This window comes from Comamonas sp. FG99, from assembly GCF_057808605.1.
In genome coordinates, this window is sequence record NZ_JBMDII010000001.1 from 280,611 (window position 1) to 294,315 (window position 13,705).

The following is a 13,705-nucleotide window of genomic DNA, read 5'->3' on the forward strand; positions in this document are numbered from 1 at the left end:
ATATGTCCATCGATTCATCCTCCGACACGGCGGCCCGCCTTCCCGGGCGGGAGGCCGGACTCTCGCATGCAGACCACCAGATGGTGCGCCTGTGGCTGCGCCTGCTGACTTGCAGCACCCAGATCGAGCAGGTCATCCGCGGGCGGCTGCGCACGCAGTTCGGCACCACGCTGCCGCGCTTCGACTACCTGGCCCAGCTCAGCCGCTTTCCCGAGGGGCTGCGCATGAAGACCTTGTCGGAATACCTGATGGTGACCGGCGGCAACGTGACCGGGCTGACCGACCAGCTCGTGGCGGAGGGCTGGGTGGAGCGGGTGGCCGACGACAGCGACCGGCGCTCCATGATCGTGCGCATCACCGGCACCGGGCGGGCGCAGTTCGCCGCCATGGCCGAAGCCCATGAGCAGTGGCTGGAGCAGTTGTTTGCGCCGCTGGGCGCGGCGCGGGCCCAGTCGCTCTACGAGCAGCTGGGCGAGCTGCGGCGCAGCCTGGGCCCGGGGGACTGACACCCCGGCGGCTGCGCCGCTGGCAGGCGCTATTCCTCGTCCACCAGGCCGGCGTCGGCGGCCGGCTCGGTTTCGTCGGGCTGCTTGACGATGGTGACCGGCACGCGGCTGTGGCGCGCCACCTCGCGCGAGACCGAGCCGATCAGGATGCTGGCGAGCGCGCTCTCGCCAGTGGCGCCGATCACGACCAGCTGGCAGCCGCGGGTCTCGGCGATGTCCAGCAAGGTCGTGTAGGCCTCGCCCAGGCGGATGTCCACCTCGTGCGGCACGCCCGCCGCGCGCAGCAGCTCGATGGCGGGCGCCAGCAGGTCCATGCCCGCCTCGATGCTGGCGTTGGCGATCAGCTCGGAATCCTGCGTGGCCAGCTCCAGCAGCGAGGCCTCCTTTTGCACATGGGCCAGCACCACGTGGGCGCGCAGGCCGTTCGCGGCCAGCGCGATCCCATGGCGCACGGCCTGCAGCGAGTTTGGCGAGCCATCGACGGCGATCATGATGTTCAGCATAAAGATCCTCCTGGCACCAGTGTAGCGGCCCCGGCAGCATGGGCGCGCATCTGCGAAAATACGCGGTTATGCTGCAATTCGACCTGCTCAAGACCGACCCGACCAGCCACGCCCGCCGTGGCACGCTCACGCTCAACCACGGCGTGGTGCAGACCCCCATCTTCATGCCCGTGGGCACCTATGGCACCGTCAAGGGCGTGATGCCGCGCAGCCTGCACGAGATGGGCGCGCAGATCATCCTGGGCAACACCTTCCACCTGTGGATGCGCCCGGGGCTGGATGTCATGCAGGGCTTCGGCGGCCTGCACGGCTTCGAGAAGTGGGACAAGCCCATACTCACCGACTCGGGGGGCTTTCAGGTCTGGAGCCTGGGCTCCATGCGCAAGATCACCGAGGAAGGCGTGCACTTCGCCAGCCCGGTCAATGGCGACAAGCTGTTCATGTCGCCCGAGGTCAGCATGCGCATCCAGACCATCCTGAACTCGGACATCGTGATGCAGCTCGACGAATGCACGCCCTACGAGACCAACGGCAAGAAGACCAGCGAGGCCGAGGCACGCAAGAGCATGGAGATGAGCCGCCGCTGGGCCCGCCGCTCCAAGGACGAGTTCAAGCGCCTGGGCAACCCCAACGCGCTGTTCGGCATCGTGCAGGGCGGCATGTACAAGAACCTGCGCGAAGAGTCGCTGCAGGCCCTGGTCGAGATGGATTTCCCCGGCTATGCGGTGGGCGGCGTCTCGGTAGGCGAGCCCAAGGACGAGATGCTGGACATCATGGCCCACACGCCCCACCTGTTGCCGCAGCACAAGCCGCGCTACCTGATGGGCGTGGGCACGCCCGAGGACCTGGTGCAGGGCGTGGCCGACGGCGTGGACATGTTCGATTGCGTCATGCCCACGCGCAATGCGCGCAACGGCACCATCTTCACGCGCTACGGCGACCTCAAGATCCGCAACGCGCGCCACAAGAGCGACCACCAGCCGATCGACACCAGCTGCACCTGCCACGCCTGCGCTGGCACCGCAGGCGCGAGCTGGGACCAAGGCGGGCGCAGCGGCTTCTCGCGCGCCTACCTGCACCACCTGGACCGCTGCGGCGAGATGCTGGGCCCCATGCTCACCACCATCCACAACCTGCACTACTACCTGAACCTGATGCAGGAAGTGCGCAATGCGCTCGACGCGGGCAGCTTCGCCCAGTTCCGCGCGCAATTCAAGGCAGACCGGGCCCGTGGCATCTGAGCGCAGCAAGCATTTTTGATAGCTGCTAGCGCTCTTCAATAAACGATTTCAATATGATTCATATCTAAAATCGTTTATACACAAGCGCCAGCAGCTACTGTTTTTACTCCACCCGGATATGCTGCTTGGCGATCAGCGCGCCGTACAGGCGCGCATCGCTCTGGATGCGCCGTGCCAGCGAGGCGGCGCTGGTATCGCCTATGCGCCAGCCCTGGGCCAGCAGCTTGCCGCGGATCTCGGGCGCATGCAAGATGGCCTCCAGCGCGGCAGACAGCCGGGCGCGGTGCGCCTGAGGCATCGAAGCCGGCGCCATCACCGCATTCCACACCTCGATATCCACCTGACCGGCACCCACCTCGGGCATGGCCGGCACGCCCGGCGCCAGCGGGCTGCGCCGGCTGGAGCTGACCGCCAGCGCCGCCAGCTTGCCCGACTGCACCAGCGGCATCACGGTGGACGCCGGCAGCAGCGCCATCTGCACCTGCCCGCCCAGCAGCGCATTGACCACCGCCGGGCCGCCGTTGTAGGGCACATGAACCATGTTCAGCCCCATGGCCTCGCGGATCAGCTCCATGCCCAGGTGCCCGCCCGAGCCCGTGCCCACCGAGCCGTAGTTGCCCTGACCGCTGCGCTTGAGCGCGCCGAAATACGCCGGCACATCGGCCGCGGCGGCATGCGGAGCCACCAGCACCAACGGCGCCGAGCCGATCATGGCCAGCGGCGCCAGGTCGCTGATCGGGTCATAGGGCAGCCGGGGATAGAGAAACTTCGAGCTGGTCAGCGGGCCGTTGCCGATCACGCCAATGGTGTGGCCGTCGCCAGCCTTGGCCACCGCATCCGCGCCGATATTGCCGCTGGCGCCGCCCCGGTTCTCGACCACCACGGGCTGGCCCAGCGCCTTGCCCAGCGGCTCGGCCAGCAGGCGCGCCTGCACGTCGGGCGACGAGCCGCTGGCATAGCCCACCACCAGGCGCAGCGGGCGCACGGGCCAGTCGCGGCCCTGCGCCAGGGCCGGCAGCGGCAGCGGCAGCGCCGCGGCGGCACACAGCAGCAAGGCCTGGCGGCGCGAGGGGCGGGGAAGGGATTCGATGGTCATGCGGGATTCCTGCAAAGGTTCGGCGCAGCGGCGGCGGCTGGATGCACGTCAAAATAAATAGCAATCCACCCATGAGCCACAGGCATAGGGGCTGATTATCGCCGAGCCCCGCCGCTGGGCGGGCGGCGCGGCCGCCATGGCCTGGCCGCGCATTCTGGGCAAAAACGCCTGCCCGCTGTGCGTTTGCGCCCAAATATGGTTTTCATAGCAGCCAATGCAGAAAAATACTGCCGTACCGGCGCATGCCATGGCCCCATTGCTTGTGCCTTGCAGCCGGCGAACCGTAATTGCCCCAATACACCCGCTGCGCGGGCGTGCCACGATGGCTGCCGCATGGTTGAGACGGCAACCGCCTCCGCCCTAACCACACCTCTTACAGGAGACTTCATGAAACGCAATCGCTTGACCCTGGCGCTGGCCGCGCTCGGATGCCTGGGCACTCTCGGCGCCGCGCACGCGCAGGACAAGGTGAAGATCGGCTACATCAGCGACATGTCCAGCTTGTATGCCGACCTCGAAGGCAAGGGCGGCGCCACCGCCATCCAGATGGCCATCGACGACTTTGGCGGCAAGGTGCTGGGCAAGCCCATCGAGCTGCTCGTCGTGGACCACCAGAACAAGGCCGACATCGCCGCCAGCAAGGCGCGCGAATGGATAGACACGCAGAACCTGACCATGATCTTCAGCGGCACCAACTCCGGCACCGCGCTGGCGCTGGCCAAGGTGGCGGACGAGAAAAAGCGCGTGATGATCAACAACGGCGCCGGCTCCTCGGCGCTGACCAACGAGGCCTGCACCCCCTACTCGGTGCACTACGCCTACGACACGGTGGCGCTGTCCAAGGGCGCGGCCGGCGCCATCGTCGACAACGGCGGCAAGAGCTGGTTCTTCCTGACCGCGGACTATGCCTTCGGCCACGCCATGGAGGCGGATGCGTCCACCGTCGTCAAGGCCAAGGGCGGCTCGGTGGTGAGCGCCGTGCGCCACCCGCTGAACGCCTCGGACTTCTCCTCCTTCCTGCTGCAGGCGCAGAACTCCAAGGCCCAGGTGCTGGCGCTGGCCAATGCCGGCGGCGACACCATCAACGCCATCAAGGCGGCCAAGGAATTCGGCATCGACAAGACGATGAAGATCGCGCCGCTGCTGGTCTTCTACAGCGACATCCACAGCCTGGGGCTGAAGAACACGGCCGGCATGCAGTTCGTCACCAGCTGGTACTGGGACATGAACGATGCCTCGCGCAAGTTCGCCGACGCCTACATGAAGAAGACCCAGCGCCGCCCCACCGAGATCCAGGCCGCCGACTACTCGGCCACCATGAACTACCTCAAGGCGGTGCAGGCCGCCGGCACCACCGATGCCGACAAGGTGATGGCTACCTGGCGCGGCATGAAGATGGACGACTTCTTCGCCTCGGGCTCCATCCGCGCCGACGGCAGCTACATCCACGACATGTACCTGGTGCAGGTCAAGACGCCGCAGGAGTCCAAGGGCACCTGGGACTACTACAAGATCGTGAAGAAGCTGCCCGGCGACGAAGTCTTCACCACCAAGGCCGAGACCAAGTGCGCGCTGTGGAAGTGAGCTGACCAGTCACCCTGCTACCCGACGCCTGGCGCACCGCCAGGCGTTTTTTCTGGCACCCCTCATAATGGGCCTGCCACCTTTGCGGCAAAGGAACCACCATGCCCCATACGCCAGACCCCGAATTCGACTCCCTGCTCCCCGGCCGCTCGACCCTCGAAGGCAGTACGCGCCGCACTGCGCTGCAGATGGCGCTAGGCAGCCTGGGGGTGGGCTACGCGGCGGCCACGCTGCCCGTCAACGCGCAGACCGCCATCCGGACCCCAGCCACCGGGCTCACGGCCGGCCCCGTCCACTACACGGTAGACGGCTTCGAGGTGCCCGCCTACCATGCCGCGCCCGCGGGCCGCAAGAACCTGCCCGTGGTGCTGGTGATCCAGGAAATCTTCGGCGTGCACGAATACATCGCCGACACCTGCCGGCGCCTGGCGCATGCCGGCTACCTGGCGATCGCGCCCGAGCTGTATGCGCGCCAGGGCGATCCGCGCAAGTACACCGACATCGGCGCGCTGCAGCGCGAGCTGGTCTCCAAGGTGCCCGACGCCCAGGTGCTGGGCGACCTCGACGGCGCGCTCGCCTGGGCCGCGGCCCACGGCGGCAACACCGCCAAGGCCGCGATCACCGGCTTTTGCTGGGGCGGGCGCATCACCTGGCTGTACGCGACCAGCGGCCGGGTCAAAGCCGGCGTGGCCTGGTACGGGCGGCTCGAAGGCACGCCCAGCATGCTCACGCCCCGCCACCCGGTCGAGCTGGCGAATGCGCTGAAGGCGCCGGTGCTGGGCCTGTACGGCGGCAAGGACCAGGGCATCACGCCGGACTCGGTGGACGCGATGCGGCACGCCCTCGCCCAGGCCGCCGCCGGCGGCAATCCGGCCGCCAGGGCCTCGCAGTTCCACATCTACCCCGAGGCCGGCCACGCCTTCCACGCCGACTACCGCGCCAGCTACCGCAAGGACGCGGCCGAAGACGGCTGGAAGCGCATGCTGGCCTGGTTCCGGCAGCACGGCGTGCGCTGAAGCATCAATTCTGGCCGTTGTCGCGCCAGAACAGCTCCCAGGCATCGACGGTCTTGCCACCGGGCAGGCGGCAGGCCGCATCCAGGCTCTTGGGGGTCTTGAGCACCAGCGTGCCGCCGAGCTGCACGCAATAGGCCGAGGCCGGGCTGCGCGGGCCGGAGTACTGGGTGGCGTAGCTGTCGCCCTCCTTGCTCTCCTGCTCATCCAGCGGCTTCAGGCCGGAGCCGCTGCTGCAGGCGGCCAGCACCAGCGACGCGGCGACCGCAAATATCCAGGCTTTCATAGTCACATCTTCCTTAGCTGGCGCTATTATCTCGCGCCCAGCAAGGCGGCCACCTGCTGCTGCAGCTGGCCGGGACTCACCGCCGCCGCCTCGACGGCCGGCGCCACGCGCAACTCCACCCGGTTGAGCCAGCCGCGGCGAAACGGCCGGGTCATCGCCCCTTCGGGCTCGATGCGGCTGAAGAACGAGCCCCACAGATTCGTCAGCGCCATGGGCACCACCGGCACCTGCAGGCCATCGGCCCGGGCCTGCTCCAGGATCTTCATCACGCCGCCCTTGAACGCCGCCAGCTCGCCGTCGCGGGTGATCGCGCCTTCGGGAAAGATGGCCAGCAGATCGCCCTCGCGCAGCACCTGGGCGGCGGTGGCGAAAGCCGCCTCGTAGACCGCCGGGTCCTCGTGCTGGGGCGCGATCGGAATCGCCTTGGCCAGCCTGAACAGCCAGCCCAGCACCGGCGCCTTGAAGATGCGGTGGTCCATCACGAAGCGGATGGGCCGGGGGCTGGCCGCCATCATCAGCACCGGATCGACGAAGCTCACATGGTTGCAGACCAGCACTGCGGCGCCGGCGGCGGGAATGCGCTCGGCGCCGCGCATGCGAAAGCGGTACACCAGGTGCGTGGCGATCCAGGCGATGAAGCGCAGCAGGTACTCGGGCACCAGCAGGAAGATATAGCCCGCCACCAGCGCATTCGCGATGCCGGTGAACAGGAAGATCTGCGGCACGCTGAAACCCGCCGACAGCAGCGCGCCAGCCAGCACCGCGCTGGCGATCATGAACAGCGCGTTCAGGATATTGTTGGCCGCGATGATGCGCGCGCGATGCGTGGGCTGGCTGCGCATCTGGATCAGCGCATACATGGGCACGCTGTACAGGCCGGCGAACAGCGACAGCAGCAGCAGATCGGCGACCACCCGCCAGTGCGCATGCCGCGCCAGGAAATCGCCCACCGACAGCAGCGGCGACGGCGGCAGCCCGCGCGCGGCAAAGTACAGGTCGATCGCGAACACGCTCATGCCGATGGCGCCCAGCGGCACCAGGCCGATCTCCACCTGGCGGCGCGACAGCACCTCGCACAGCAGCGACCCCGTGCCCACGCCCACCGAGAACACCACCAGCAGCAGCGAGGCCACATGCTCGTCGCCGTGCAGCACCTCCTTGGCGAAGCTGGGAAACTGGCTCAGGAACACCGCGCCGAAGAACCACATCCAGCTGATGCCCAGCAGCGAGCGAAACACCACCGGGCTCTGGCGCGCCAGCCGCAGGTTGCGCCAGGTCTCGCTCACCGGATTCCAGTTGATGGCCAGGCCCGGATCGGTCGCCGCCACCGGCGGCACCGCCTGCGCGCTGAGGCGCCCCAGCAGCGCCACCCCGATACAGGCCGCGGCCACCAGCCCATGGCCGATCTGCGGGATCGCCACCAGGATGCCGCCCACCACATTGCCCAGCAAAATGGCGACGAAGGTGCCCATCTCGATCATGCCGTTGCCGCCGGTGAGCTCGTCTTCGCGCAGCACCTGGGGCAGGTAGGCGTACTTGACCGGCCCGAACAGCGTGGAGTGCAGCCCCATCAGGAACACGCATGCCAGCAGCACCACCGGGCTCGCTTGCCAGAAGCCCAGCCCGGCGAGCAGCATCACGCCGATCTCGAAGCTCTTGACGAAGCGCACCATGCGGTGCTTGTCGAGCTTGTCGGTCAGCTGCCCCGCGGTGGCCGAGAACAGCAGGAAGGGCAAGATGAACAAGGCCCCGATCACCAGCCCGGCGAGCGACGGCGGCAGCCACGCTACCGACAGCTGGTAGGTCACCATCACCGTGAAGGCGAACTTGAACAGATTGTCGTTGGCCGCCCCGGCGAACTGCGTCCAGAAAAACGGCGCAAAGCGGCGCTGGCCCAACAGCGCGAACTGGTTCGGATGGGCCTGGCGGGCAGGGTCTGGGTTGGTCATGGTGCGCGATCTCCTCGATGGGGGCTATTGTGCTTGGACTTGGCGGGCCCGGGCCCTGAACATTGCCCACCACAGCCCAGCCAGGCCGTTTCAGCCCGGGACGGGGACGTATCCCTGGTGCCCTCCTGCGGTCACGATGGCGCGAGTGCGGCGACTGCCAGCGCGATCCGTGGCGCCAACTGCATCCGGTCAACTATCATGGCGCTTCATCGTGGCGCGGCGGCAGGGCCCACGCAGGGATCGACCATTGGGAAAGGCGGCGTAGAAATTGACCCCGGAACACCTGGAGCAGCTGCTCACCACGCCGATGCCCTTCGGCAAGCACCAGGGCAGGATGATCGCCGACCTGCCCGGCAACTACCTGCGCTGGTTTGCGCGCGAAGGCTTTCCCGCCGGCAGGATCGGCCAGTTGCTCGAACTGATGTACGAAATCGACCACAACGGGCTGGGCCACCTGCTGCAGCCCCTGCGCCAGGCCCAGGCAAGGCGCGGCTGACAGCCCTACCCCGTTCAAGGGTTGCACCGCTGCAAGCGCCCATGGCGCTGGTGAAAGTTGAGCGTTAAGGGTTTTGCGTTGAGCGTGAAAACCGCACAACGCACAACGCTCAACCGCTTTCAGGCCAGGCCGTTCGGCACCCGGGCCGCGCCCTCCCAATGGGGCTCGAACCAGGCGTCGCCCAGCAGGTAGGCGCGCAGCATGGGCAGGCCATCGAGCCCCCAGAACAGCTTGCCGTCCACCACCGCGGCAGGCACGCCGAACACGCCCGCGGCCAGCGCGGCATCGGTGTTGGCGCGCAGCAGCTCCTTGGCGCGCTGCGCCGCGTCGTCGCCCGGCTGCAACTGCTCGGCCAGCTGCGCATCGAGCGCGGCGATGCGCCCGGCATCCAGCGCATCGAGCCCGCCCAGCCATACATGGCGCAGCAGCGTGTCGGCCACGTAGCGGTTGATGCAGCCATCGGCGCTGGTCTGCAAGGCCTTGCGCAGCAGCGGCAGGGGGTTGAACGGGTGCTGCGCCGGCATGTCCAGCCCGCAGCCCAGCGAACGGCCGAGCCAGCTGGCATGGCGGTAGGTCCAGTCGCGCTTGGGCGGTATGCCCGCGGGGCCGGGGTTGCCGTGGCGCTGCAGCAAGGCGCCCAGCAACACCGGCCGGTAGCGCACATGGCAGCTCAGGCCCTGCAGTGCATCGGGCAGCTGGTCGAACGCCAGCCAGGCATAGGGCGAGACGAAGTCGAGGTAGAAGTCGATGGTCTTCATGGCGCTACCGCATCGGTGGGCTGCTGCCGGCCCGCGGTGGTCAGCTGCGCGCGCGCCAGCAGCGCATGCCAGATCCGCAGCCGCTCGGCGCCATCGGCCTTGGACCAGGCGCGGATCTCGTCGATGCTGCGAAAGCACCCCTCGCAATGGCTGCGATCGGGCGTCATGCGGCAGATGGAGACGCAGGGCGACGGCACCTCGCCCTCGTAGCCGGCGCGGAACACGCCGCTGGCGTTGACCACCTTGGTGCGCACCGCCAGGCTCTTGACATGCTCGGGCAACATTCAGGCGCCCTCCTGTACCACGTCGGCCACCGGTGCGCCGGTGAGCTTTTCGAGGTCTTGCGGCGCCAGCGGGAACACGCCGTGCGGATGCCCTGCCGCCGCCCAGATCTCGGTGAAGCGAAACAGCTCGCGGTCGATCAGCGTGACCGGCGGGCTGGCATGCGCCAGCGGCGAGACGCCGCCGATGGAAAAGCCGGTGCGGCTCTTGACGAACTCGGCATCGGCGCGGCCGATGGGGCCGACCAGCGCGGCCACCTTCTTCTCGTCCACGAGCCGGTCGCCCGAGGTCACCACCAGCACCGCGGCCGCGTCGCTCCTGCGGCGGAAGATGATGCTCTTGGCGATCTGTCCCACCTCGATGCCCAGCGCATCGGCCGCCTGCTGCGCGGTGCGCGCCGCGGCGTCGAGCATGCGCGGCGCATGCGGGTGGCCCAGCGCGGCGAGCGCGGCGCCCACGCGCTGCACGCCTTCGGGCAATTCATGCAGTTCGGCTCCGCACATCCGGCTTACCCCGCACGCTTGTTCATCAAGGCCACCGCCACGCGCGAATTGGGCTTGCGCTGCAGGAAGTCGCTGATGTAGGCGCCCGCATCCACCAGCGCATCGAGGTCGATGCCGGTGTCTATGCCCAAGCCCTGCAGCAGGTAGACCACGTCCTCGGTGGCGACATTGCCGGTCGCGCCCTTGGCATAGGGGCAGCCGCCCAGGCCCGCCACCGACGACTGGAAGTTCCACACGCCCAGCTGCAGCGCGGCCAGGGTGTTGGACAGCGCCTGGCCGTAGGTGTCGTGGAAGTGCCCCGACACCTCGTCGATGCCGAAGTGCGCCAGCGTGGCTTCGATCGCGCGCTGCACCTTCAGCGGCGTGCCCACGCCGATGGTGTCGGCCACGTCCACGCGCTGCACGCCTATGCCCTTGAGCAGGCCGGCCAGGTAGCCCACGCGCTCGGGCGCGACCTCGCCCTCGTAGGGGCAGCCGACGGTGCAGCTCATCGCGCCGCGCACCTGGATGCCGGCGGCCTTGGCGGCCTCGACCACCGGCGCGAAGCGCTCGATGCTCTCGGCGATGCTGCAATTGATGTTCTTCTGGCTGAAGGCCTCGCTGGCCGAGCCGAAGACCACGATCTCGTCGGGCCGGTCGGCCAGGGCCGCCTCGAAGCCCTTGAGGTTGGGGGTCAGCACCGAGTAGCGCACGCCCGCGCGGCGCTGCACGCCGCCCATCACCGCGTGGTTGTCCGCCATCTGCGGCACCCACTTGGGGCTGACGTAGCTGGTGACCTCGATCTCCTTGAGCCCCGCGGCCTGCAGCCGGTGCACCAGCTCGATCTTGACCTCGGCCGGCACCGGCGCTTTCTCGTTCTGCAGGCCGTCGCGCGGGCCCACGTCGATCAGTTGGACTCTGGAAGGGTATTTCATGGTGGTTCCTGGGGGTCTCAAAAATTCAGTGCCGCCGCTTCAGCGCCGCGGCCACGTCGTAGGGCGTGAAGCGTTCGCACTGCCGCCCGTCGGCCGGCGGCGGATACGGCTGGCGCTGCGCCAGCGCAGCCGCCGGGGCCGGCCCAACAGGCAGTGTAGACATCTGGCCCATGCCAAGCAAATCATCGAGCGCAAAAGGCACGAGCAGATTGGTGAATTGCAGCTGGCCGCCGGCCGCCAGCGCCTGCTGCGCGCGGGCCTGCCATTGCTGCCACCAGGCCGCGTTGTCGGCCCGAAAGCGCGCATTGCCCCACAGCAGCAGCGGCACCTCGTAGGCACTGCGGGTGGAGCCGTGCACATAGGAGCCGCCGCAGGCGGGAAAGGCCAGGCCATGGTCGGATATGTAGAGCAGCACGACGCGGCGCTCGTCGAGGCGGGACAGGCGCGCGATCCAGTCCGCGAGCAGGCCGCTGCTGTAGGCGATGCTGTTGTCGTACGCATCCGGCCAGCGCGCGGCGGCGGGCGGGGTGCGGCCCTCCACCCGCGGATGGCTGCCGTACATGTGCAGCGTGAGCATCAGCCTTCGGGGCGGCGGCGCGTCTTCCAGCGCCTGGTCCAGCAGCGGGGTCAGCGCCTCGTCCCACAGGCCGGGCTGCAGCGGATGGTACTGCGCCGAGCGCTGGCGGAAGGCGGTGAAGAAAAAGCTCTGCTCCACGCCGAAGCTGCCCTGGTTGCTGAGCGTCACCACCTTGAAGCCGGCCTTGGCCGCCTTGTCCAGGTAGGTCAGCACGCCGCCCTCGGGCAGGGGCTCGACCTGGCGGCCGGTGAGCAGCAGCGGCACGGTCTGCGCGGTGTTGTTGCCGTTGGCCTGCACCGGCAGCGCCACCATGCCTTCGCGCCAGGGCTGCAGCGCCGCATTCGTGGGGTTGCCCTGGTAGCCCAGCAGCGACCAGCGCTGGGCGCTGGCGCTTTCGCCGATCACCAGCACCACCAGGTCGGCCAGCGGCGGGCGCGCCGGCTCGGGCACCGGCGGCACGCTGAACATGTGGGCCGACGATTGCCGGTAGCGCAGGTAGGACTCGGCGAACACCGAGGGATAGACCCGGTCCACCTTGCGCAGCGTGCCGCCCAGGCTGTCGCCCTTGGCCGCGCTGGCCAGCCCCCAGCCCAGCCACAGCAGCAGGCTGGCCGCCCCCAGCCGGCGCCAGCGGCCGTGCAGCACCGCGGCGCGGGACCACAGCCAGTACACGGCCGCGCAGGCCGGCAGCAGCCACCAGGCCAGCCGCAGCGCATCGCTGCGGCGGTAGGAGAGCAGATATTCCCAGGCTTCGCCCAGCGACGAGCCGAACACGGTGAACCAGAAATACTCGTCGGGCACCGAATTCACCGCCAGGAAATAGGCCAGGTGCGCCAGCCCGATCAGCGCCAGCAGCACCGCGGCCGCGCGCATCGTGGGCCGCCACAGCAGGCAGCAGGCCAGCAGCGCCGCCGAGGCCGCGGCATCGAGCGCCGAGCGGCGGCCAGGCCACATGAAGACCAGCGGCGCAAACAGCCACAGCCAGGCCAGCGCGGTGGCGGCGCCCCTGCCGGCGCGCATCAATAGCCCCGCCCGGCATCCACGATGCCGCCGATGGCCTCGCCACGGTGCAGCGCGCGGATCTTGCCCAGGATCTGCGCCAGCGACTCGGCCTCCAGCGTCTGCCCGGAGATGTGCGGCGTGAGCGTGACCTGCGGGCAGCGCCACAGCGGGTGCTGCGGCGCCAGCGGCTCTTCGCGCAGGACGTCGAGCGTGGCGCCGGCCACCTGGCCGCTGGCGATGGCGGCGAGCAGCTCGTCCTCCACCACATGGCGGCCGCGCGCGATATTGATCACGAAGGCGCCGCGCGGCAGGAGCGCCAGGCTGCACCGGTTGATGATGCCCTCGGTCTCGGGCGTGAGCGGCAGCAGGTTCACCAGCACCTGCGCCTGCGCCAGGAAGGCCTCGAACTGCGCCGCGCCATGCAGGCACTGCACGCCCGCCAGCTGCCTGGCGCTGCGGCTCCAGCCCAGCACCGGAAACTCGAAACCCTGCAGCGCGCGCGCCACCCGCTGGCCCAGCACGCCCAGACCCATCACGCCCACGCGGAAATCCGCGCGGCGGCGCACCGGCAGCGGCTGCCACAGCGCCTCGCGCTGCTGCGCCGCATAGCCGGCGAAGCCCCGGTAGTAGCCGATGACCGCATGGCAGACGTATTCGGCCATCTGCACCGCCATGCCGGCATCTTCGAGCCGCACCAGCGGCACGCCCGGCGGCAGGCGCAGGCGCAGCAGCGCGTCCACGCCCGCGCCCATGTTGAAGATGGCCTTCAGGCCCGGCTGCTCGTCCAGCAGTTGCTGCGGCGGCATCCACACCAGCGCATAGTCGGCCTGGGGCGAGCCCGGCGTCCAGGCCCAGGCCCGGGCATCGGGAAACGCCGCCCGTATTCCATCCAGCCAGCCCTGCGGGCTGCCTCCCTTCGAATACACCACCAGCTTCATCAAGCGCCTCAATCGCGAAAAGCGACATTGTCAGCGCAATCCGAGGCGGCGCGCAGC

At 68.8% G+C, this 13,705-nt stretch carries 15 protein-coding genes; 5 read left to right on the forward strand and 10 right to left on the reverse strand.

Annotated features, from left to right (window positions below; all coding sequences use genetic code 11):
• The first annotated feature begins 2 nt into the window (after window positions 1-2).
• The gene (locus ACODRX_RS01250) at window positions 3-506 is read left to right on the forward strand and encodes a MarR family winged helix-turn-helix transcriptional regulator (RefSeq protein WP_488869208.1); all 504 of its coding nucleotides are present in this window, start codon (window positions 3-5) and stop codon (window positions 504-506) included.
• Window positions 507-535: 29 nt separating this feature from the next.
• Here ACODRX_RS01250 and ACODRX_RS01255 read toward each other — a convergent pair whose 3' ends face one another.
• Complete coding sequence (locus ACODRX_RS01255) at window positions 536-1,009, reverse strand: universal stress protein (RefSeq protein ID WP_488869209.1); 474 nt, start codon at window positions 1,007-1,009, stop codon at window positions 536-538.
• A 68-nt stretch (window positions 1,010-1,077) separates the two neighbouring features.
• Between ACODRX_RS01255 and tgt the strand changes: the two genes are divergently transcribed.
• Entirely contained in the window at window positions 1,078-2,250 is a 1,173-nt protein-coding gene (gene tgt, locus ACODRX_RS01260; RefSeq protein ID WP_488869210.1) for a tRNA guanosine(34) transglycosylase Tgt, read from the forward strand.
• 103 nt (window positions 2,251-2,353) lie between these two features.
• Here the strand turns inward: tgt and ACODRX_RS01265 are convergent, their stop codons facing one another.
• Entirely contained in the window at window positions 2,354-3,346 is a 993-nt protein-coding gene (locus ACODRX_RS01265) for a Bug family tripartite tricarboxylate transporter substrate binding protein (RefSeq protein WP_488869211.1), read from the reverse strand.
• 387 nt (window positions 3,347-3,733) lie between these two features.
• On the opposite strand from ACODRX_RS01265, the gene ACODRX_RS01270 reads away from it, so the two are divergent.
• Both ACODRX_RS01270 and ACODRX_RS01275 read left to right on the forward strand, forming a co-directional pair.
• Window positions 3,734-4,930, forward strand: coding sequence for an ABC transporter substrate-binding protein (locus ACODRX_RS01270; RefSeq protein ID WP_488869212.1), 1,197 nt, complete (start codon window positions 3,734-3,736; stop codon window positions 4,928-4,930).
• A 101-nt stretch (window positions 4,931-5,031) separates the two neighbouring features.
• A complete protein-coding gene (locus ACODRX_RS01275; protein WP_488869213.1) occupies window positions 5,032-5,946 on the forward strand; it encodes a dienelactone hydrolase family protein in 915 nt (304 codons plus the stop codon).
• A 4-nt stretch (window positions 5,947-5,950) separates the two neighbouring features.
• Here ACODRX_RS01275 and ACODRX_RS01280 read toward each other — a convergent pair whose 3' ends face one another.
• Window positions 5,951-6,229 (reverse strand): DUF333 domain-containing protein, encoded by a 279-nt coding sequence (locus ACODRX_RS01280; protein WP_488869214.1) that lies wholly within the window; start codon window positions 6,227-6,229, stop codon window positions 5,951-5,953.
• A 26-nt stretch (window positions 6,230-6,255) separates the two neighbouring features.
• Complete coding sequence (locus ACODRX_RS01285) at window positions 6,256-8,178, reverse strand: MFS transporter (protein WP_488869215.1); 1,923 nt, start codon at window positions 8,176-8,178, stop codon at window positions 6,256-6,258.
• A 268-nt stretch (window positions 8,179-8,446) separates the two neighbouring features.
• Here ACODRX_RS01285 and ACODRX_RS01290 point away from each other — a divergent pair, with 268 nt between their 5' ends.
• A complete protein-coding gene (locus ACODRX_RS01290; protein ID WP_488869216.1) occupies window positions 8,447-8,674 on the forward strand; it encodes a DUF3820 family protein in 228 nt (75 codons plus the stop codon).
• A gap of 119 nt (window positions 8,675-8,793) precedes the next feature.
• On the opposite strand, the gene ACODRX_RS01295 is transcribed toward ACODRX_RS01290, so the two are convergent.
• From ACODRX_RS01295 to ACODRX_RS01320, 6 genes are read right to left on the reverse strand one after another with little or no spacing between them, the layout of a single operon-like run.
• Complete coding sequence (locus tag ACODRX_RS01295; protein WP_488869217.1) at window positions 8,794-9,432, reverse strand: 2-hydroxychromene-2-carboxylate isomerase; 639 nt, start codon at window positions 9,430-9,432, stop codon at window positions 8,794-8,796.
• Window positions 9,429-9,716 carry a DUF1289 domain-containing protein gene (locus tag ACODRX_RS01300; protein ID WP_488869218.1) on the reverse strand — a complete coding sequence of 96 codons (288 nt, stop codon included), beginning with the start codon at window positions 9,714-9,716 and terminating at the stop codon, window positions 9,429-9,431. Before ACODRX_RS01300 ends, ACODRX_RS01295 begins: the two co-directional genes overlap by 4 nt.
• Complete coding sequence (locus ACODRX_RS01305) at window positions 9,717-10,217, reverse strand: YbaK/EbsC family protein (RefSeq protein WP_488869219.1); 501 nt, start codon at window positions 10,215-10,217, stop codon at window positions 9,717-9,719.
• Window positions 10,218-10,222: 5 nt separating this feature from the next.
• Window positions 10,223-11,131, reverse strand: a complete 909-nt coding sequence (locus ACODRX_RS01310) for a hydroxymethylglutaryl-CoA lyase (protein ID WP_488869220.1) — start codon at window positions 11,129-11,131, stop codon at window positions 10,223-10,225.
• A 25-nt stretch (window positions 11,132-11,156) separates the two neighbouring features.
• Complete coding sequence (locus tag ACODRX_RS01315) at window positions 11,157-12,728, reverse strand: sulfatase-like hydrolase/transferase (protein WP_488869221.1); 1,572 nt, start codon at window positions 12,726-12,728, stop codon at window positions 11,157-11,159.
• Window positions 12,728-13,648 (reverse strand): 2-hydroxyacid dehydrogenase, encoded by a 921-nt coding sequence (locus tag ACODRX_RS01320; RefSeq protein ID WP_488869222.1) that lies wholly within the window; start codon window positions 13,646-13,648, stop codon window positions 12,728-12,730. The genes ACODRX_RS01315 and ACODRX_RS01320 overlap by 1 nt, the downstream gene beginning before the upstream one ends.
• Window positions 13,649-13,705 lie beyond the last annotated feature (57 nt).